This window comes from Janthinobacterium sp. GW460-12-1-14-LB5, from assembly GCF_059423585.1.
In genome coordinates this window covers 1-21,010 of sequence record NZ_JBWKYD010000040.1, presented here as the reverse complement: position 1 = coordinate 21,010, position 21,010 = coordinate 1, and the positions used below count along the sequence as shown (strand labels likewise).

The window sequence follows — 21,010 nt, the reverse complement described above, 5'->3', positions numbered from 1 at the left end:
AGTAACTCCTACTGCTGCACCCGCACCAGGGCGCTGACTCGGTTGGCCGTATCGAGCAATTTCGGCAGGCTGTGCTCCAGCAGATGCGCCACGGACGGCCCCGCCGTCTGGCCGCTGACGTTGATCGCCGCCACCACCTTGCCGGCCCGGTCGAACACGGGCGCGGCCAGGGCGATCAAGCCCTGTTCCAGCTCTTCCTGCACCAGGCACCAGCCCTGGCGCCGCACTTGTGCAATCTCTTCCATCAAGACGTCGATGTCGACCTTGGTCGCCGGCGTGATTTTCAGCAGCGCCATCTTCGACAGCCGTTCGCGCAGCACCTCGGGCGCCAGGCCCGACAGCAATACTCTGCCCATCGAGGTGCAGTAGGCGGGCAGGCGGCTGCCGATGCCCAGGTTGATCGACATGGTGCGGTGCGCGGACAGGCGCACGACGTAGACGATATCGTCGCCGTCGAGCACGGTGGCCGAGCACGACTGGCGCAAGGTCTGCATCAATTCTTCCAGCAACGGCTGTGCCTGCGTCCACACGGGCAAGGACGATAGATACGCGTAGCCGAGGTCCAGCACCTTGGGCGTCAAACGGAACAGCCGTCCGTCCGCTTCCACATAACCGAGATGCAGCAGGGTGTGCAGGATGCGCCGCGCGCCCGCGCGCGTCAGCTGCGCCCGTTCCGCCACTTCGCTCAGGGTCTGTTGCGGCGCCTCCGCGCCAAAGCTGCGCAAGACGGCCAGGCCCCGCGCGAACGATTGCACATAGCTGTCGCCGGGACGGGGCGCGCCGTCTGCGTCAAGGCTGTCTTCGGCGGAAAGGGGCGTGCTGCGGGGTGCGGTCATGGCAATTCCAATTGGTCAAGGTGGCAATTATAGCCATGGCGCCAGCGAAAACGGCAAATTGACAAGCGCTCCGATCAGGCATATTCTCACGAATAAGTTCTAAATACGAATATTTGTTCGATATACGAACAAATGGATTGTGAGTTTGATTGGGAGGAGACAGGCAATGATCGACAAACTGCGTTCCAGCGTGCTTGATGCGCTGGCCGATATCCACGATGGCGCCACCGTCATGATTGGCGGCTTCGGCGGCGCGGGCCAGCCGGCCGAGCTGATCGACGGCTTGATCGCCCAGGGCGCGCGCGACCTCGTCATCGTCAACAACAATGCGGGCAATGGCGACACGGGCCTGGCCGCCCTGCTGAAAAACGGGCAGGTGCGCAAGATCATCTGCTCGTTCCCCCGTCAGGCCGATTCCCACGTCTTCGATGGGCTGTACCGCGCGGGCAAGCTGGAGCTGGAGCTGGTGCCACAGGGCAACCTGGCCGAGCGCATCCGCGCCGCCGGCGCCGGCATCGGCGGCTTTTTCACGCCCACGGGCTATGGCACGGACTTGGCCAAGGGCAAGGAAACGCGCGAGATCGACGGGCGCATGTATGTGTTCGAGTCGCCGATCCACGCCGACTTCGCGCTGATCAAGGCGGAGCAGGGCGACCGCTGGGGCAACCTGACCTACCGCAAGACGGCGCGCAACTTCGGCCCCATCATGGCCATGGCCGCCAAGGTCAGCATTGCCTCCGTGCATGAAGTTGCTGAGCTGGGCAGCATCGACCCCGAACACGTCATCACGCCGGGCCTGTTCGTGCAACGCATCGTGCAAGTGCCGCGCACGGCCACCGGCCCCGCCGGCTTCAAAGCTGCCTGAGGAGTATCAAATGCATAAATGGAATCGAGATCAAATGGCAGCCAAGGTGGCGGCCGACATCCATGAGGGTGCGGTCGTCAACCTGGGCATCGGCTTGCCGACCCTGGTAGCGAATCACTTGCCGGCCGGCGCGGAGATCATTCTGCACAGCGAAAACGGCGTGATCGGCATGGGTCCCGCGCCCGCGCCGGGCGAGGAAGACTACGATCTGATCAACGCGGGCAAGCAGCCCGTCACCTTGCTGCCCGGCGGCAGCTATTTCCACCATGCCGACAGCTTTGCCATGATGCGCGGCGGCCACCTGGACATCTGCGTGCTGGGTGCGTTTCAAGTATCCGCCACGGGCGACCTGGCCAACTGGCACACGGGCGCGCCCGACGCCATCCCCGCCGTGGGCGGGGCCATGGACCTGGCCATCGGCGCGAAAAAAACCTGGGTCATGATGGAATTGCTGACCAAGGGCGGTGAAAGCAAGCTGGTGCAGGCCTGCACCTATCCGCTGACGGGCATCGGCTGCGTCAGCCGTATCTACAGCGACCTGGCCGTGCTCGACCTGGGACCCGCCGGCGCCACCGTCGTGGAACTGGCCGATGGCTTGAGTTTTGAACAGCTGCAAGCCTTGACGGCCGTGCCGCTGACGGACGGACGTTAATTCACCGCCCCTATTCAATACACTTTCTTGGAGGAAAGAACATGACCCACGCTTATATCTGCGACGCCCAGCGTACGCCATTTGGCCGCTATGGCGGCGGACTTGCCGGCGTGCGCGCCGACGACCTGGGCGCCGTGCCCATCCGCGCTTTGATGGCGCGCAACCCGAACGTGGACTGGGCCGCCGTTACCGACGTGCTGTACGGCTGCGCCAACCAGGCGGGCGAGGACAACCGCAACGTGGCGCGCATGGCCGCCCTGCTGGCGGGCTTGCCCGACAGCGTGCCGGGCGCCACTCTGAACCGCCTGTGCGGCTCGGGCCTGGATGCCATCGGCAGCGCCGCCCGCTTCATCAAGAGCGGCGAAGCGGGCTTGCTGATCGCTGGCGGCGTGGAAAGCATGAGCCGCGCACCGTTTGTCATGGGCAAGGCGGACAGCGCCTTTTCGCGTGGCATGAAAATGGAAGACACGACCATCGGCTGGCGCTTCATCAACCACTTGATGAAGGCGCAGTACGGCGTCGATTCGATGCCGGAAACGGCGGAAAACGTGGCAGCCGAGTTTGGCATCAGCCGCGCGGACCAGGATGCGTTCGCCCTGGCCAGCCAGGTGAAAGCGCTGGCGGCGCAGCAGGCGGGCGTGTTCGACAGCGAAATCTGTCCCGTCAGCATTGCACAGAAGAAGGGCGAGCTCATCGTTGTCAGCCGCGACGAGCATCCGCGCGCCACCACCCTGGAAACATTGACGAAACTCAAGCCCGTCGTGCGCGCAGACGGCACGATTACGGCCGGCAACGCGTCCGGCGTCAACGATGGCGCGGCGGCGCTGCTGCTGGCCGACGAGGCGAACGCGGCCCGTTTCGGCCTGACACCGCGCGCCCGCGTGGTGGCCATGGCGACGGCCGGCGTGGCGCCGCGCATCATGGGCATCGGCCCCGCGCCCGCCACCCTGAAAGTGCTGGCCATGACGGGTTTGACCCTGGCCGACTTCGACGTCATCGAACTGAACGAAGCGTTTGCCGCCCAGGGCCTGGCCGTGCTGCGCCAGCTGGGCTTACGCGACGACGATGCGCGCGTGAACCCGAACGGCGGCGCCATCGCCCTCGGCCATCCGCTGGGCGCCTCCGGTGCGCGCCTGGCCATGACGGCCGTCAACCAGCTGCACCGCACGGGCGGGCGCTATGCGCTCTGTACGATGTGCATCGGCGTAGGGCAGGGCATCGCGCTGGTGCTGGAACGGGTCTGATTCCACACGCCTGCAGGCGAAAAAAAGTTGCCGGCGATACGTATTAACGCGTATGCCGGGCGGCTTTTTGACCTTGATCAAGGGCGTATGATGCAAAACCAGCCCGGGCAACCCGGCTGGCGCTGGCTTTTTTACACGAACAAGAAGATTGATATGACATCCCACGATACTCCGCATGACGTTGCGCAGCTGACTTCCCAGCAGCGCATCAAGGCCATCATTGGCGCTTCTTCCGGTAACCTGGTCGAATGGTTCGACTTCTACATTTACTCGTTCTGCGCGCTGTATTTCTCGCACGCCTTCTTCCCTTCCGGTAATCCGACGACCCAGCTGTTGCAGACGGCCGGCATCTTTGCCGCCGGCTTCCTCATGCGCCCTGTGGGCGGCTGGCTGTTCGGCCGCATCGCCGACAAATACGGCCGCCGCCAGTCGATGATGATTTCCGTGCTGATGATGTGCGGCGGTTCCCTGATGATCGCCGTCATGCCCACCTATGACACCATCGGCGCCTTCGCGCCGTTCCTGCTGCTGGTGGCCCGTCTGTTCCAGGGCCTGTCCGTGGGCGGCGAATACGGTACCAGCGCCACCTACATGAGCGAAGTGTCGGAATCGGGCAAGCGCGGCTTCTTTGCCTCGTTCCAGTACGTGACCCTGATCGGCGGCCAGCTGCTGGCGCTGCTGGTATTGGTGGTCTTGCAACAATTACTGACCTTGGAAGAGCTGCGCGCCTGGGGCTGGCGCATCCCGTTCGTCTTTGGCGCCCTGGCGGCCCTCGTCTCGCTGAACCTGCGTAAATCCCTGACGGAAACGACCACCGCCAGCGAACGCAAGGACAAGGACGCGGGCAGCCTGCGCGGCTTGCTCAAGCACAAGCGCGCGTTTATTACCGTGCTGGGCTTTACGGCTGGCGGCTCGCTCGTGTTCTACACGTTCACCACCTACATGCAGAAATACCTGGTCAACACGGCCGGCATGGACACCAAGACGGCCAGCGCCGTCATGACGTGCGCCTTGCTCGTCTACATGATTCTGCAGCCGGTGTTCGGCGCCTTGTCCGACCGCATCGGCCGCCGCACCTCGATGCTGTTCTTCGGCGGCCTGGCCACCCTGTGCGTGTTGCCGATCATGCATGCCTTGAAGGATATTTCCAGCCCGTACGCGGCGTTTGGCCTGATCATCATCGCGCTGGCCATCATCAGCTTCTACACCTCGATCAGCGGCTTGATCAAGGCGGAAATGTTCCCCGTCGAAGTGCGCGCGCTGGGCGTGGGCCTGTCGTATGCGGTCGCCAACGCCATGTTCGGCGGTTCGGCCGAATACGTGGCGCTGCAGTTCAAGGCCTGGCACGTGGAAGAGTATTTCTATTGGTATGTGACCATCATGTGCCTGATTTCCTTCATCGTCGCCATCCGCATGCCGGACCCGAGCCGCTCGGGACTGCTGAAGTAACGTTGTCGTAAAATAGGGGGACACTGCGGTGTCCCTTTTTCATCACCGCCTTTTTATCGTGCCGATCAGGAGTTTGCATGTCGTATGTCATTCCCGCACCGATCCAGCCCAGCGTTCCCGTCACCGGCAGCGTTGATACTTTCCCCGTCCACCGCATCTATTGCGTGGGGCGCAACTATGTGGACCACGCCAAGGAAATGGGCCACACGGGCCGCGAGGCGCCGTTTTTCTTCATGAAACCAAACGACGCCGTGCTGCCCGTGCCTGCCGGCACGACGGGAGAATTGCCGTACCCGGCGCAAACGCAGGATTTCCAGCACGAGATGGAACTGGTGGTGGCCATCGGCAAGGGCGGCAGCGATATCGGCGTGGCCGATGCATTGAACCACGTGTGGGGCTATGCGATCGGCCTGGACATGACGCGGCGCGACGTGCAGGGCGCGGCGAAAAAGCTGGGCCGTCCGTGGGAGACGGGCAAGGCCTTCGAACACTCGGCGCCCATCGGCCCCATCACCCCGGCTGCGCAGGCGGGCGATATCAGCCATGCTGCCATCACTCTGCGCGTGAATGATGATCTGCGTCAAAGCAGCAGCATCGATATGCTGATCTGGAACGTGGCCGAAACCATCGCCGACCTGTCGACCTATTTCACCTTGCAGCCGGGCGACCTGATCTACACGGGCACGCCGGCCGGCGTGGCGGCCGTGCAGCGCGGCGACGAACTGGTGGGCGCCATCGATGGCCTGGGCGAATTGCGCGTGAAAGTGGTCTGAGCGGACAAGGAGAGCGGCATGATGAATGACACGTATTCTGTGGCGCAACCCACGCGCGCCGAGATCGACGCGCTGGCGGGGCCGGCCCTGCTGGAGTTCGGCACGGGCTGGTGCGGCCATTGCCGCGCCACTCAGGCGCCGCTGGCCGCCGCCTTTGCGCAATATCCCGGGGTGCCGCACCTGCGCGTGGAAGACGGCCCCGGCCGCGCGCTGGGGCGCTCGTTCCGCGTGAAACTGTGGCCGACCCTGATTTTCTTGAAAGATGGCCAGGAAGTGGCGCGCCTTGTGCGTCCGCTCGACAGCGCGGAGATCGGCAAGGCGTTCGCCCTGATCGAGGTGTAGGCGGTTTGCATCATTTCTTGCCGCACCGCAGCACTGCGCGTATGATAAGCCGCTTACAGCAAGATCAACCGCATCCTTCGTGATGCAGCGCGATCATCGCCGGCCCGCTCCACCCGGAGGGGCCGCAGGCAAGGATTCACCACAAATGACCGATGCCGCGATGCCGACGCGCGGGTCTGGTACGGAATGCCTGGCGATACGCCGGGCCTGATACACGTCGCCCATCCCCTGACGCCTTTCCTGCCGTGCCCCGGGTAACCGGATGGCGCACGACCGTTGTTTCTCTAAATCAGCACTGATCACGGCGCGTTAGCGCGCGTTGGTACACCGTTGTCTGCCGTTAACAACGGCGTGTTGTGGCGTGGAATTTGTTTGCAAATTTCATAGCAAATTCGCAGCAAATACGTCCACGCACAGCTATGATATGTGAACCGCGCGCCTAGACAACGTGCTGTGCTGCTGCCTGAAAAAACATCCAGAGAATGGCCTTTAGACACCCTCCCCAAGGAGCGCAGTAAATGAGCACCCCCCCCAAGAAAAATTCCCCCGGCACGGTGCTGTTCGCCAGCCTGATCGGCACCACCATCGAGTTCTTTGATTTTTATATCTACGCCACCGCCGCCGTGCTGGTGTTCCCGAAACTGTTCTTCCCCGCCGGCGACCCGTCGGCCGCCGTGCTGCAGTCGCTGGCCACGTTCGCCATCGCCTTCTTCGCCCGCCCCATCGGCTCGGCCGTATTCGGCCACTTCGGCGACCGCATCGGCCGCAAGGCGACCCTGGTGGCGGCCTTGCTGACCATGGGTATCTCGACCGTCATCATCGGTTTGCTGCCGACGTATGCCGCCATCGGCACCCTGGCGCCGCTGCTGCTGGCGCTGTGCCGTTTCGGCCAAGGCCTGGGCCTGGGCGGCGAGTGGGGCGGCGCGGTGCTGCTGGCAACCGAGAATGCGCCACCGGGCAAACGCGCCTGGTACGGCATGTTCCCGCAGCTGGGCGCGCCGATCGGCTTCTTCCTGTCGGGCGGCATCTTCCTGCTGCTGAGCGAAACCATGACCGATGAACAGTTCTTCAGCTACGGCTGGCGCATCCCGTTCCTCGCCAGCGCGCTGCTGGTCATCGTCGGCCTGTACGTGCGTCTGAAGATCACGGAAACGCCGGACTTCCAGAAAGTCATCGACAAGAACGAAGTCGTCAAGCTGCCCGTGGCCACCGTGTTCCGCCAGCATGGCCGCATGTTGTTCCTGGGCACCATCATCGCCCTGGCCACTTTCGTGCTGTTCTACCTGATGACGGTGTTCGCACTGAGCTGGGGTACGACCAAGCTGGGCTTCACGCGCAAGGAATTCCTCATCGTGCAACTGTTTGCCGTGCTGTTCTTCGCCCTGACGATTCCATTCTCGGCCGTGCTGGCCGACCGCCGCGGCCGCCGCGCCACCCTGATCTGGGTCTCCGTCGCCATCGCCATCTTCGGCCTGGTGCTCGCGCCCATGTTCGGCTCGGGCGTGACGTGGGAAGTGACCGTTTTCATGGCCGTCGGCCTGGGCTTGATGGGCATGACCTACGGACCGCTGGGCACGATGTTGTCCGAACTGTTCCCGCCCGAAGTGCGCTACACGGGCGCCTCGCTGACGTTCAACCTGGCCGGCATCCTGGGCGCCTCGCTGGCGCCGTATATCGCCACCTGGCTGGCCACGAACTATGGCTTGCAGTACGTGGGCTATTACCTGTCGCTGGCGGCCGTGCTGACCCTGGGTGCCTTGTTGATGGTGGGCAAGCCACGCGCGGGCAAGGAAGCCTGGCAGTAACACCCCTCTGATCCCACCGGTCCCGAAAGCCGCCAGCTGCAACGCTGGCGGCTTTTTTTGTCGGTAAAACGCCACGCCGCACGCCTGCCGAGATTCTTGTTGACAGTCAAAATCGGCTGGTGGTAAGGTGTGCACACGTGTGCAATGCAGTGCAAGGCCTTAGAAAGCACATCCCGGGACAGTGACACCGCAAGATAGCGGTGCGGTCTGAAGTACCACAACGACAACAAACTTGGAGTGAGACGATGAAGATGCGCAATGTTGCGATTGCTATAAGCCTGGCCCTGCCGATGACGGCCATGGCCGCCGAGGAACGCCTGTCCGTGCTGTGCTCGGCCGACATGGAATGGTGCCAGCTGATGAAGAACCGCTTCGAGGCGGAAAGCAAGATCAAGGTGTCGATGATCAGGAAGAGCGCCGGGGAAGCCTACGCGAAGATCCGCGCCGAAGCATCGAACCCGAAATCGGACATCTGGTGGGGCGGCACGGGCGACCCCCACCTGCAGGCCGCCGCCGAAGGCTATACGGAAGAATACAAGTCGCCCACCCTGCCCAAGCTGCAGCCGTGGGCGCTCAAGCAGGCCGAGACGGCCAAGTACCGCACCGTCGGCATCTACATCGGCATCCTGGGCCTGGCCTACAATGAAAACGTGCTGAAGAAGAAAAACCTGCCGCCGCCGCAATGCTGGAAAGACCTCGTCAAGCCCGCCTACAAGGGCGAGATCGAGATGGCCAACCCGAACTCCTCGGGTGCCGCCTACAACGCGCTGGCCACCGTGGTGCAGCTGTTCGGCGAAGAGGAAGCCTTCGACTTCCTGGCGAAAATGGGTCAGAACGTCAGCAAATACCCGAACGCGGGCGTGGCGCCGGGCGAAGACGTGGGCCGCGGCGAAGCGGGCGTGGCCATCGGCTTCATGCATGACCTGATGAAGCTCACCGTGGCAGGCTTTCCCGTGAAGGTCTTGCCGCCCTGCGAAGGCACGGGCTATGAGATCGGCTCGATGAGCATCGTCAAGGGCGCGAAAAACATGGAGCAGGCAAAGAAATTCTATGAATTCGCCCTGCGTCCCGACGTGCAGAGCGAAGCCGTCAAGGCGCTGGCCTTCCAGATCCCGTCCAACGCGGCCGCCACCATTCCTGCCGCCTCGCCGCGCCTGGAAAACATCAAGACCATCAACTACGACTTCGCCAAGTATGGCGCGTCGGACACGCGCAAGCGCCTGCTGCAACGCTGGACGACACAGATTTATTCTGCCGGCAATTAAGGCATAAAGACCGTCATCGTACCGAGCCTGCCGCATGCCGTAACGGCCATGTCGGCGGGCCTACTTAGCTGGATAGAGACCTCATGAAAAAGATATTTTACGGCTGGCTGCTGGCCGCTTTGGCAGCGTTGTGCCTGTTGCCCTGGCAGCAGCAGGAAGCGGGCCTGTTCGCCGGCGAGTGGCTGCGCGACGGCCAGTTCTTCAGTGAACGTGGCGCACCGGCCGTGCTGCACGTGCTGTCGTTCGGCGCCTGGCCGCTGGGCGTGTTCTTTGCCCTGATCGCCGCCAGCGCCGCGCTGGTGGCCGGCAATCCCCACCGCAAGACCCTGGGTCTGGGCCAGATCGCCCTCGGCGGCGCCGGCCTGCTGTGGCTGGCATGGCTGGGCTGGGGGCCGCTGGCCGCCGGCACCGGCCTCGGTTTCGGCGCGCTGCTGCTGGCGCTGTGCCTGCTGTTCCTGCTGACCTCGGGCGCCGCCGCCTGCGGCGTGTGCCGCGGCGACGCTTTCGTGGCCGGCGCCATCGGCCTCATCATTTGCCTCATTTCCCTGTTCGTGCTGTTCCCCGTCGCGCTGATCCTGGTCAGCGCCGGCCAGCCCATGGACGATGGCGGCACGGGCGCCGCTGCCCTGGCGCGCCGCCTGGCGGATCCCGGCATCTGGAGCCTCAATTGCGTGGCCGGTCCCGGCCGCTGCGGCGTGGCCTGGAATACCTTGGCGCTGGCCTTGCTGACGGGCGTGTCGGCCACCTTCCTCGGTCTCGTCTTCGCCCTGCTGGTGACGCGTACCAATGGCCGCTGGGTACGCCCCATGCGCGCCATCACCATCTTGCCGATCGTCACGCCGCCCTTCGTGCTGGGCCTGGCCCTGATTTTGCTCTTCGGCCGCAACGGCGCCATCACGGGCCTCGTCGGCGAGTTGTTTGGCATCGAGCAAAGCCGCTGGCTGTACGGCATGACGGGCGTGTGGCTGTCGCAGATGCTGGCCTTTGCGCCGATCGCCTTCATGACGTTGATTGGCGTGGTGGAAGGCGTCAGCCCCTCGCTGGAAGAAGCGTCGGGCACCCTGGGCGCCAGCAGCTGGCAAACCTTCGTCAAGGTCTCGCTGCCGCTGATGCGTCCCGGCATCGCCAATGCCTTCCTGTTGTGCTTTATCGAAAGCATGGCCGACTTCGGCAACCCGATGGTCTTGGGCGGCAACTTCCACGTGCTGTCGACGGAAATCTTCTTTTCCGTGGTGGGCGCCTCGAACGACCAGGGCCGCGCGGCGACTTTGGCCATCGTGCTGCTGACGTTTGCCGTGGGGGCCTTCTTCATCCAGAACCTGTGGCTGGGCAAGAAATCGTATGTGACGGTGACGGGCAAGGCCGACCACGGCGGCCACGCCTCGCTCAACCCGCGCCTGAAAACCACACTGTGGACCATCGCCCTGCCATGGTTCGCCTTCACGGCCCTGATCTACGGCACGGTGGTGGCGGGCGGCTTCGTGAATAACTGGGGCCAGGACAATGCCTTCACCTTGCGCCATTACATCGACGCCTTCGGCATCACGGCGGGCGCTGCCGGCTGGCACTGGACGGGCCAGGCCTGGCCGTCGCTGTTCACTACCTTGACGATTTCGGCCATCGCCGCGCCCTTGACGGCCTTTGTCGGCATCCTGTCGGCCTGGCTGCTGGTGCGCCAGCAATTCGCCCTGAAGAGTGCGTTCGAGTTCGGCACCATGCTCAGCTTTGCCATTCCCGGCACCGTCATCGGCATCAGCTACATCCTGGCGTTCAACTCGGCGCCGATCGAGTTGACGGGCACGGCGACGATTCTGATCCTGTGCTTTGTCTTCCGCAACATGCCGATGGGATTGCGCACGGGCATCGCCGCCATGCGCCAGCTCGACGGCAGCCTGGACGAGGCGTCGATCACCCTGGGCGCCAGCAGCTGGACCACCATGCGCAAGGTCATCCTGCCGCTGCTGCGCCCGGCCATTGCCTCGGCCCTCGTGTATGGCTTCGTGCGTTCGATCACGTCGATCTCGGCCGTCGTCTTCCTCGTCAGCGCCGATTACGACATGGCCACGTCCTACATCATCGGCCTGGTGTCGAACGGCAACTACGGCACGGCGATCGCCTATGCCACGGTGCTGATCGTCATCATCCTGCTGTGCATCCAATTGATCCATTTGCTGGTCGGCAAGCGCCGCCTTCGCCGCGTCAGCGCCGAAAAAACGCTGCCGGCCGCCGTTCCCAACCTGGAAAAGAGCTACGCATGAACCACTTTACTACCCAAGCAACAGAGCTTGCCGCGCTGGAATTCGACGGCGTTACCAAACGCTACGGCAAGGCCCTGGCCGTGAACGATGTGTCGTTCACGATCGCGCCGCGCACCATGGTCACCCTGCTGGGCCCCAGCGGCTGCGGCAAGACGTCCACCCTGCGCCTGATCGCGGGCCTGGAGCGCGTCAGCGCCGGGCGCATCCTGCTGGCCGGCGAGGACGTCACCCTGACCTCCGCCGCCGAGCGCGACGTCAGCATGGTGTTCCAGTCGTATGCGCTGTTCCCGCACATGACGGTGCTCGACAACGTGTGCTACGGCTTGACCGTCTCGGGCGAGACCAAGCCGCGCGCCATCGAACGGGCGCAGGAAAGCCTGCGCCTGGTGGGCCTGGCCGATTTTGCCGCGCGCTTCCCGAACGAGTTGTCGGGCGGCCAGCAGCAAAGGGTAGCCGTGGCCCGTTCGCTGGTGCTGCAGCCCAAGGTCTTGCTGCTGGACGAGCCGTTGTCGAACCTCGACACGAAACTGCGCCGCCGCGTGCGCGACGAGATCCGCGACATCCAGGTCAAGCTGGGCTTGACGGCCGTGTACGTCACGCATGACCAGGAAGAGGCGCTGGCCATTTCCGACCAGATTATCGTCATGAACCGCCAGGTGATCGCGCAAAAGGGCACGCCGCACGAGCTGTTCGAGTCGCCGGCCGACAAGTTTGTCGCCGATTTCATCTGCAACGCGAACATCGTCGATGGCGTGATCGAATCGGTGGCCGACGGCAAGGCCGTCTGCGTCATGGGCAAGCTGCGGCTGCGCCTGCCATGCCGCAGCCAGCGCAGCGGCGAAGCGAGTTTCGCCGTGCGTCCGGAAGCCATCCTGCTGTCGCCCGCGCAGCCCGACAGCGCCATGGTGGTGCGCGTGGCGCGCGCCACTTACCTGGGACGCGAAATGCAATACACGCTCGACACGCCCGTCGGCGAATTGTTTGCCGTCTCGCACGACTTGAGCCAGGTTTTCACGCAAGGCACATCGGTCGCCATGACCGTACACGAACATGGCGCAGCCATCATTGGAGGACAAGCATGACAGATATGACACAGGCAGCGGTACTGGCCGACGCGGCCACCCTGGAGCGCTATGCCTACGCCCGGCACATCATCCGCCAGGCGGGCGAGATTGCGCTGGGCATGTTTCACCGCCGCACGGAACTGGTGATCGAGGAAAAAGGCTTGCAGGACATGGTCAGTATCGCCGATCGCATGGTGGAAGACTATGTGCGTGCGCAAATCGCCGCGCGTTTTCCTGACGACGCCGTGGTGGGCGAGGAGCGGGGCGGCGGGGCGTCGGACGCGCGCTGCGTGTGGGTCATCGATCCCATCGACGGCACGGCCTGTTTCGTCAACGGCATGCTGGCCTGGTGCGTGTCGATCGGCGTGCTGGTCGACGGCCAGCCCGCCATCGGCGCCGTGTACGACCCGAATGCGGACGAGCTGTTCCACGCCTGCCTGGGGCAAGGCGCGCATGTGACGGCGAAGGCGGGCGAAACGCGGCTGCGCGTCAACGACGTGGCCAGCCTGCAGGGCGGCGTGCTGGGCGTGGGTTTTTCGCACCGCGTGGGCACCGATACTTTCCTGCCCTTCCTGCTCGACGTGCTGGAAGAGGGCGGCATGTTCATCCGCAACGGTTCCGGCGCGCTGATGATCGCCTACGTGGCGGCCGGGCGTCTGATCGGCTATTTCGAGCCGCACATCAATTCCTGGGATTGCCTGGCGGGCATCGTGCTCGTCAATGAGGCGGGCGGGCGCTGCAATGATTTCCTGGCCGATAACGGCCTGGAAAAGGGCAACCCCATCCTGGTGGGCGGCCCCCGCTTGTATCCGCAACTGGAGGCGCTGGCCTTGCCGCGCTGTCAGTAAATCAGCAGGTATTGGAAAGGGAGGGCAGGCGTCCGGCGAGGGACGCATGTAGTGGCAACACGCTGTCGAGCATCATGAGTAATCCACCACCATAAAAACAAGCAGGAGACAAAATGAAAAACGGGATGAACACCATGCAGTTGAACAAGATCGCCGCCGTATTGTTGCTGGTCGCACCAGGCTGCGTGCTGGCCGAATCGAGCGTCGTCGTGTACGGCCGCATCCACGCGGGCTTCGACCGCATCGAAACGTCGAGCTCGGCCACGGCGCCGAATGGCGAGTCGGTGTCGCGCGTATCGGACAATTCCTCGAAGATCGGCTTCCGGGGAAGAGAAGACTTGGGCAATGGCAACACGGCCTTCTTCCAGATCGAGGGCAATGCCAAGCTCGACGATGGCACGGGCGCCATTAATAGCAAGGATACCTTTGTCGGGCTGGAAAACCCCGCCTATGGCCGCATCGCGCTGGGGCGCTTTGCCACGCCGATCCGCCAGATCAACGGCTATACCAACCGTTTCGTGGGCGAAGGCATCCAGGATGACGCCAACATTTCGCAGCTGGGCGGCGAAGGCTTCAACCGCCGCAGTTCGAACGCCGTCAGCTATCGCACGCCCGTGGTGCAAGGCTTCAGCGCCACGATTTACCGCGCCAGCGAAAACGAGGCATCGAACGGCGACCGCATCTATTCGGGCATCGTGCAATACGCAAACGGTCCCGTGAAGGGCGCCGTCGGCTATGAAAAGCACAAGGACTTGCGTCCCGGCTTCAGCGAAAAGATGTTCCGCGCCGTGGGCAATTACAACTTCGGCGGCGGCGACGTGGGCGTGGCCTGGAACCGCATGGTGTATGACGTGGCCGGCGGCGACTTGCAGCGCGACTACTTCACCATCACGGGCGCCTACAAGGCGGGCGGCGGTGCCTTCATCGGCCGTTTCGGCGTGGCAGGCGACGTGTCTGGCAGCGCGCCCAACGGCAGCAGCGTGACCATCAAGGCCACCACCCTTGTGCGCGGCGACGACAGCGGCGCCAAGCAGGCGACTTTGGGCTACGAGTATTACTTGTCCAAGCGCAGCACCGTCTACGCCTACTACACGCAAACCAATAACGACAAGAATGCCAACTACACGTTTGGCGGCAATGCCTTCGCCGCCACCAAGAAGGGGGCCAAGCTCAGCGGCGTAATGCTGGGCGTCATCCACCTGTTTTAACTTTTTTAGCCCGGATTTGCACACGTGTGCATTTCCGGGCAGCGTATTACCGACTATCAAGGAGATGGAAATGATTCAAGTGGCATTGTTCGGCGCCGGGCGCATCGGCCGCATTCACGCCGGCAATCTGGTACGCCAGCCCGGCGTGCGCCTGAAATACGTGGTCGACGTGCATGCGGACGCAGCGGCGGAAGTGGCGGCCCTGCACGGCGCCAGCGTGGCCAGCGTGGACACTGTGCTGGCCGACCCGGCAGTCAAGGCCGTGCTGATCGCGTCGAGCACGGATACGCACGCGGACCTGATCGTGCGCGCGGCCGCCGCCGGCAAGGCCATCTTTTGCGAAAAGCCCGTCGACCTGACCCTGGAGCGCGCGCGCGCCGCCGCCGCTGCCGTCCAGGACGCGGGCGTGCTGTGCATGATCGGCTTCCAGCGCCGCTACGACCCCACCTTCAATGCCGTCAAGACACGGATTGAGGCGGGCGAGATCGGCACGCCGGAGTTGCTCATCGTCACCAGCCGCGACCCGGGCCCGCCGCCCGTGAGCTACATCAAGGTGTCGGGCGGCATCTTCAAGGATATGCTGATCCACGATTTCGACATCTTCCGCTGGATACTCGACGATGAAGCCGTCAGCGTGCACGCCACGGGCAGCTGCCTCGTCGATCCGTCCATCGGTGCGGCGGGCGACCTCGACTGCACGGCCGTCACCCTCCGCACGGCGAAGGGACGCTTGTGCCAGATCAACACGACGCGCCGCGCCGCCTACGGCTACGACCAGCGTTTCGAAGTGCTGGGCAGCGCCGGCATGCTGCAGGCGGGCAACCACAAGCCGACGGAAGTGACGGCCTATGGCGCGGTGAACGTCAGCGTGGACAAGCCGGAAGACTTTTTCCTGGAACGCTACCGCGCCGCCTACGCCAGCGAAATGGCGCACTTTTTCGACGCCTTTGCCCATGGTGCAGCGCTGCGCACCACCGTTCACGATGGCTTGAAAGCTCTGGAACTGGCCGAAGCGGCCACCGTGTCCTGGCGCGAGCAGCGCATCGTGCAACTGTCATAAGGAAACAATGCCATGAAGAATACGACTGAATTTGCCCAGGGCCGCGCGCTCGACGTGATCTGCCTGGGCCGCCTGGCGGTGGACCTGTATGCGCAGCAGATCGGCAGCACCCTGGAAGACGCCACCAGTTTCGCCAAGTACCTGGGCGGCTCGTCGGCGAATATCGCCTTCGGCACGGCCCGGCTGGGCTTGAAATCGGCCATGCTGTCGAAGGTGGGCGACGACCACATGGGGCGTTTCTTGACGGATACTTTGGCGCAGGAGGGCTGCGACGTCAGCCACGTGGGCATCGACCGCGACCGCCTGACGGCCCTCGTCATGCTGGGCATCAAGGATAAAAACACCTTTCCCCTGATTTTCTACCGTGAAAATTGCGCCGACATGGCCATCGACGCATCCTTGGTGGATGCGGCCTTCATTGCCTCGAGCAAGGCGCTGTTGATCACCGGCACGCATTTTTCGACCGCCGCCATGCACGCCGTCAGCATGCAGGCATTGAAACTGGCCCACGCCAATAACGTGCGCACCGTGCTCGACATCGATTACCGGCCCGTGCTGTGGGGCTTGTCCGGCAAGGCCGATGGCGAAACGCGTTTCGTCTCGAACGACGGCGTGACCCGCCACTTGCAGGCCATCCTGCCGCAGTTCGACCTGATCGTCGGCACGGAAGAGGAATTCATGATCGCCGGCGGCGGCGCGGACATCATGGCCAGCTTGCGCGCCGTGCGCAAGGTGAGCAGTGCAACCTTGGTGGTCAAGCGGGGGCCGCTGGGCTGCGCCGTCATCGAGTCGGCCATTCCGGCCGGTCTCGATCAGGCGTTCAACTATCAGGGCGTGCGCGTGGAGGTCTTGAACGTGCTCGGCGCGGGCGACGCTTTTCTTTCCGGTTTCCTGAAAGGCTGGCTGCGCGGCGAGGATTACGAAGCGTGCTGCCGCTACGCGAACGGCTGCGGCGCTCTGGTCGTGTCGCGCCATGGTTGCGCGCCGGCCATGCCGTCGCCTGTCGAACTCGATTATTTCCTCGCCAACGCGGCGAAACTGTCCCGTCTTGACCAGGACGCCACCCTGGCGCGCCTGCACCGCACAACGGTGGCGCGTAAACAGTGGAATGAGCTGTGCGTGTTCGCTTTTGACCACCGCACGCAATTCTTTGAGCTGGCCCAGCAGGGCGTGAGCGACGAAACGCGGATTTCAAAGCTCAAGCAACTGTTCGTGCAAGCCGTGGGCCAGACGGAGGCGGCACGCGGCTTGCAGGGCGGCACGGGCGTGTTGATCGATGACCGCTATGGCGTCGATGCGCTCAACGACGCGACGGGACGCGGCTGGTGGATAGGCCGTCCCGTCGAGATGCCGGGCTCGAATCCCTTGCAATTCGACTGGGGCCGTTCGCTGGCGTCGCGGTTGACGCAGTGGCCGAAAGAGCACGTCATCAAGTGCCTGGTGCAGCTGCACCCCGACGATACGCCGGAAAACCGCCTGGAGCAGGAAGCGCAAATCAAGGGCTTGTACGACGCCGCGCAAGTCACGGGCCATGAATTGCTGCTGGAAATTATTCCTGCCAAGTCCTTGCCCCAGCATGACGATACCGTGTATCGCGCCGTCAAGCGCCTGTACAACCTCGGTATCTATCCGGAATGGTGGAAGCTGGAAAGCATGTCAGCCAAGCAATGGCAAGCCATCGATGCCCTCGTGCACGAGCGCGATCCGTATTGCCGTGGCGTCGTCTTGCTGGGCCTGAACGCGCCCATCGACAAACTGGCCGCCAGTTTTGAACAGGCCAGTGCCAGCACGACGTGCCGCGGCTTCATGGTGGGGCGCACCATCTTCCAGGAACCGAGCCGCCGCTGGCTGGCCGGAGAACTCGACGATGCGGGCCTGATCGCCGCAGTGCGCGCCAACTTCGAACAGCTGATCAGCTTGTGGCAGCGCACGCGCAACCGCCTGGAGCGTGCCGCATGAGCGCGATCATCCATAAAACCATCCGCTTGACCATGGCGCAGGCGCTGGTGCGCTATCTGTCGGTATTGCGCACCGAGGATGGACAGCCCTTGTTCGGCGGCGCCTTCGCCATCTTTGGCCACGGCAACGTGGCGGGCCTGGGCGAGGCGCTGTACCAGTACCGGGAGCAATTTCCCACCTACCGCGCCCATAACGAGCAGGCGATGGCGCACTCGGCCATTGCCTATGCAAAAGCCCACATGCGCCAGCGCATGATGGCGGTGACCAGTTCCATCGGTCCCGGCGCCACCAACTTGCTGACGGCGGCCGCCCTGGCCCACGTCAACCGTTTGCCCGTCCTGCTCTTGCCCGGCGACGTGTTCGTCTCGCGCGCGCCGGACCCCGTCTTGCAGCAGCTGGAAGATGGTACGGACGGCAGCGTGTCCGTCAACGATGCCTTCAAGCCGCTGTCGCGTTACTTTGACCGCATCGTGTATCCGGAGCAATTGCTGACTGCCTTGCCGCGCGCGATTGCCGCCTTGATGGACCCGGCCGCCTGCGGCCCCGTTACTTTATCTCTGCCGCAGGACGTGCAGACGATGGCGTATGATTATCCGGCCGACTTTTTCGAACCGAGAGTCGTGCGTTTCCGCGCCGTGCCGCCCGTCGAACTGGAGCTGGAAGAGGCGGCAGCGTTGCTGAAAAACGCGAAACAGCCGCTGATCGTCGCCGGTGGCGGCGTGCTGTACGGCAAGGCCAGCGCCGCCCTGCAGGTGTTTGCCGAGCGGCACGGCATCCCCGTAGCGGAAACCCAGGCGGGGAAAAGCTCCCTGCCATGGAATCACCCATTGCAGCTGGGCGCCATCGGCGTGACCGGTTCGCCCGCCGCCAACAGCCTGGCGGCGCAGGCCGACGTGGTGCTGGCCGTCGGCACGCGCCTGCAGGATTTTACGACCGGGTCCAACTCCCTGTTTGCGCAGGCGCAACTGCTCAGCCTGAACGTCAACAGCTTTGATGCGCTGAAACGCCGTGGCCTGGGCCTGCAGGCGGACGCGACACTCGGCTTGCAGGGGCTGTCGCGCCTGCTGGGCAGCTGGAACAGCGCGGGCCAGTGGCTGGAGCGGGCGCAGCAGGCAGGCAAGGCCTGGCGCGAGACCGTGCTGGCGATCACCGGCAAACGGGAAGTCGCCGGCTTGCCGTACGACGGCGAAGTCATCGGCGCCGTGCAGCGTTCCTCGCCCGATTCCACCGGCAACGATATCGTCGTCTGCGCGGCGGGCACCTTGCCGGCGGAGCTGCACAAGCTGTGGAGAACGTCCACGCCGGGCGGCTACCACATGGAATACGGCTACTCGTGCATGGGCTATGAAATCGCCGGCGGCCTCGGCGTCAAGATGGCCAAACCCGAGCGCGAAGTCATCGTCATGGTGGGCGATGGCAGTTATCTGATGATGAATTCGGAAATCGCCACCTCCGTCATGCTGGACAAAAAACTCATCATCGTCGTGCTCGACAACCGGGGTTACGGCTGCATCAACCGCCTGCAGCAGGCCTGCGGCAATGCCTCGTTCAACAATATGTTGCCCGACAGCGCACCCCGCATCGACTTCGCCCTGCATGCGCAATCCTTGGGCGCCTTGAGCGAGCACGTGGCCAGTATCGCAGAACTGGAGCAAGCCATGCTGCGCGCCCGCGAAGCTAGCCGCACGTATCTGATCTGCATCAATACGGACGCCACGCGCACGACCGAGGAGGGTGGTTGCTGGTGGGAAGTGGCCGTGCCCGAGGTCTCCACGCAAGCCGGCGTGCAAGCTGCCCGTGCCCGTTATGAAAACGATCGCCTGAAACAAAGGAATTGAAATGACTACATGGAATGTGAAGATCGGCATCAACCCGATTTCGTGGATGAACGACGATTTGCCGAGCCTGGGTGGCGAGACGCCTTTGGAAACGGCGCTGAAAGAGGGCGCCGAGATCGGCTACGTGGGTTTTGAGCTGGGCAACAAGTTTCCGAAAGATGCTCCGTCCCTGAACGCCGTGCTGGGCAAGTATGGCCTGGCGTGTGTCTCCGGCTGGTATTCGGGCCGGTTGGCGCACCGCTCGGTGGAAGAAGAGATCGCCTCCGTGGCATCGCATTTGCGGCTGCTGGCCGACAGCGGCGCCACTGTCATGGTCTACGGCGAAGTGGCCGACGCCATCCAGGGCGAAGCCCGTCCGCTGTACAAACGCCCCCGCTTCCAGACGCAGCAGCAGTGGCAGGACTACGCCGATAAGCTCACGGCCTTTGCCGCCCACCTGCTGGCGCACGGCGTGCGGCTTGCCTACCACCATCACATGGGCGCTTACGTGGAAACGCCCGCTGACGTGGATCAACTGATGGCCCTGACGGGGCCGGAAGTCGGCTTGTTGTTTGATACGGGTCATATCACCTTTGCCGGCGGCGACGCGCTGGCGGTGCTGAATAAACACATCGAACGCATCTGCCACGTGCATTGCAAGGACGTGCGCCCCAATGTGGTGAAACTGGCGAGAAATGGCCACTGGAGTTTCCTGCAGGCCGTGATCAATGGCGCCTTCAGCGTGCCCGGCGACGGCTGCATCGACTTCCCGGCCATCCTGACGCGCTTGTATCTGCACGGCTATGAAGGCTGGCTGGTGGTGGAAGCGGAGCAAGACCCGGCCGTGGCGCCCAGCTACGAATACGCGAAGATGGGCCACGATTACCTGGCGCAATTGGTCGACGCGATTCCGCGCCTGGGCCGGGAGGCGGCATGAGCCCGCTCCTGGTGAAAGCGGGGCAGGGACAGACCATCGTCGAGGTGACACCGGCGTCGGCCGGCTGGACGCACGTGGGCTTTGCCGCGCACAGGTTGCAGGCCGGCGAACACATCAGCCTGGAGACGGGCAGCCGCGAGCTGTGCCTCGTCGTGCTGACGGGCACGGTCACCGTGCAGGCGGGCGAGCAGAGCTGGGAAGCCATCGGCAATCGCGCCAGCGTTTTTGAAGACGCCTCTCCCTATGCCGTGTATGTGCCGCTGGAAACACAGGTCCGTATCACGGCCGTGAGCGCTGCCGAGGTGGCCCTGTGCAGCGCGCCAGCCGCCACCCACCGTCCGGCGCGCCTGATCGAGCCATCGAGCATGACGCGCTCCGTGCGGGGCCAGGGCGCGAATACCCGCTACGTGTGCGACATCCTGCCGCAGACGGAGGAAGCAGACGGCTTGCTGGTGGTGGAAGTCGTCACGCCGTCCGGCCATTCGTCGAGCTATCCGCCGCACAAGCACGACAGCGACAATATTCCAACCGAAAGTTCTCTGGAAGAAACCTATTACCACCGCCTCAATCCCGAGCAGGGTTTTGCCTACCAGCGCGTCTATACGGATAACCGCTCCATCGACGAAGC

18 protein-coding genes are annotated in these 21,010 nt (G+C 63.8%); 17 read left to right on the top strand and 1 reads right to left on the bottom strand.

The features are described from left to right. Positions 1 to 8 precede the first annotated feature (8 nt). Positions 9 to 836, bottom strand: coding sequence for an IclR family transcriptional regulator domain-containing protein (locus tag AC07X6_RS27265; RefSeq protein ID WP_494793040.1), 828 nt, complete (start codon positions 834 to 836; stop codon positions 9 to 11). Between the two features lie 166 nt (positions 837 to 1,002). Here AC07X6_RS27265 and AC07X6_RS27260 point away from each other — a divergent pair, with 166 nt between their 5' ends. The 17 genes from AC07X6_RS27260 to iolB form a co-directional block, all read left to right on the top strand. After that, positions 1,003 to 1,701, top strand: coding sequence for a 3-oxoacid CoA-transferase subunit A (locus AC07X6_RS27260; protein WP_230538840.1), 699 nt, complete (start codon positions 1,003 to 1,005; stop codon positions 1,699 to 1,701). Positions 1,702 to 1,711: 10 nt separating this feature from the next. Continuing rightward, complete coding sequence (locus tag AC07X6_RS27255) at positions 1,712 to 2,353, top strand: 3-oxoacid CoA-transferase subunit B (protein WP_494793039.1); 642 nt, start codon at positions 1,712 to 1,714, stop codon at positions 2,351 to 2,353. Between the two features lie 41 nt (positions 2,354 to 2,394). Continuing rightward, positions 2,395 to 3,597, top strand: a complete 1,203-nt coding sequence (pcaF, locus tag AC07X6_RS27250) for a 3-oxoadipyl-CoA thiolase (protein ID WP_494793038.1) — start codon at positions 2,395 to 2,397, stop codon at positions 3,595 to 3,597. Between the two features lie 153 nt (positions 3,598 to 3,750). Beyond that, on the top strand, positions 3,751 to 5,046 hold the full coding sequence (locus tag AC07X6_RS27245; protein ID WP_101484721.1) for an MFS family transporter: 1,296 nt from the start codon (positions 3,751 to 3,753) through the stop codon (positions 5,044 to 5,046). Between the two features lie 77 nt (positions 5,047 to 5,123). Next, entirely contained in the window at positions 5,124 to 5,819 is a 696-nt protein-coding gene (locus AC07X6_RS27240) for a fumarylacetoacetate hydrolase family protein (RefSeq protein ID WP_494793037.1), read from the top strand. 21 nt (positions 5,820 to 5,840) lie between these two features. Next, positions 5,841 to 6,161, top strand: coding sequence for a thioredoxin family protein (locus AC07X6_RS27235; protein ID WP_494793052.1), 321 nt, complete (start codon positions 5,841 to 5,843; stop codon positions 6,159 to 6,161). 518 nt (positions 6,162 to 6,679) lie between these two features. Then, entirely contained in the window at positions 6,680 to 7,966 is a 1,287-nt protein-coding gene (locus AC07X6_RS27230; protein WP_034746812.1) for an MFS transporter, read from the top strand. A gap of 245 nt (positions 7,967 to 8,211) precedes the next feature. Beyond that, entirely contained in the window at positions 8,212 to 9,231 is a 1,020-nt protein-coding gene (locus tag AC07X6_RS27225) for an ABC transporter substrate-binding protein (RefSeq protein ID WP_099410802.1), read from the top strand. Between the two features lie 83 nt (positions 9,232 to 9,314). Beyond that, the gene (locus tag AC07X6_RS27220) at positions 9,315 to 11,489 is read left to right on the top strand and encodes an ABC transporter permease (RefSeq protein WP_475416153.1); all 2,175 of its coding nucleotides are present in this window, start codon (positions 9,315 to 9,317) and stop codon (positions 11,487 to 11,489) included. Continuing rightward, on the top strand, positions 11,486 to 12,571 hold the full coding sequence (locus AC07X6_RS27215) for an ABC transporter ATP-binding protein (protein WP_099410804.1): 1,086 nt from the start codon (positions 11,486 to 11,488) through the stop codon (positions 12,569 to 12,571). The genes AC07X6_RS27220 and AC07X6_RS27215 overlap by 4 nt, the downstream gene beginning before the upstream one ends. After that, positions 12,568 to 13,401, top strand: a complete 834-nt coding sequence (locus AC07X6_RS27210; RefSeq protein ID WP_494793036.1) for an inositol monophosphatase family protein — start codon at positions 12,568 to 12,570, stop codon at positions 13,399 to 13,401. Before AC07X6_RS27215 ends, AC07X6_RS27210 begins: the two co-directional genes overlap by 4 nt. Positions 13,402 to 13,514: 113 nt before the next feature. Further along, a complete protein-coding gene (locus AC07X6_RS27205; protein ID WP_230538832.1) occupies positions 13,515 to 14,609 on the top strand; it encodes a porin in 1,095 nt (364 codons plus the stop codon). A gap of 70 nt (positions 14,610 to 14,679) precedes the next feature. Further along, entirely contained in the window at positions 14,680 to 15,669 is a 990-nt protein-coding gene (gene iolG / locus AC07X6_RS27200; protein ID WP_494793035.1) for an inositol 2-dehydrogenase, read from the top strand. A gap of 12 nt (positions 15,670 to 15,681) precedes the next feature. Beyond that, positions 15,682 to 17,628, top strand: coding sequence for a bifunctional 5-dehydro-2-deoxygluconokinase/5-dehydro-2-deoxyphosphogluconate aldolase (locus tag AC07X6_RS27195; RefSeq protein ID WP_494793034.1), 1,947 nt, complete (start codon positions 15,682 to 15,684; stop codon positions 17,626 to 17,628). Continuing rightward, the gene (iolD, locus tag AC07X6_RS27190) at positions 17,625 to 19,466 is read left to right on the top strand and encodes a 3D-(3,5/4)-trihydroxycyclohexane-1,2-dione acylhydrolase (decyclizing) (protein ID WP_494793033.1); all 1,842 of its coding nucleotides are present in this window, start codon (positions 17,625 to 17,627) and stop codon (positions 19,464 to 19,466) included. Before AC07X6_RS27195 ends, iolD begins: the two co-directional genes overlap by 4 nt. 1 nt (position 19,467) lies before the next feature. Then, the gene (gene iolE, locus AC07X6_RS27185; RefSeq protein ID WP_474292777.1) at positions 19,468 to 20,382 is read left to right on the top strand and encodes a myo-inosose-2 dehydratase; all 915 of its coding nucleotides are present in this window, start codon (positions 19,468 to 19,470) and stop codon (positions 20,380 to 20,382) included. Beyond that, a partial coding sequence (iolB, locus tag AC07X6_RS27180) for a 5-deoxy-glucuronate isomerase (protein ID WP_494793032.1) occupies positions 20,379 to 21,010 on the top strand: 632 nt, incomplete at its 3' end. The genes iolE and iolB, both read left to right, overlap by 4 nt.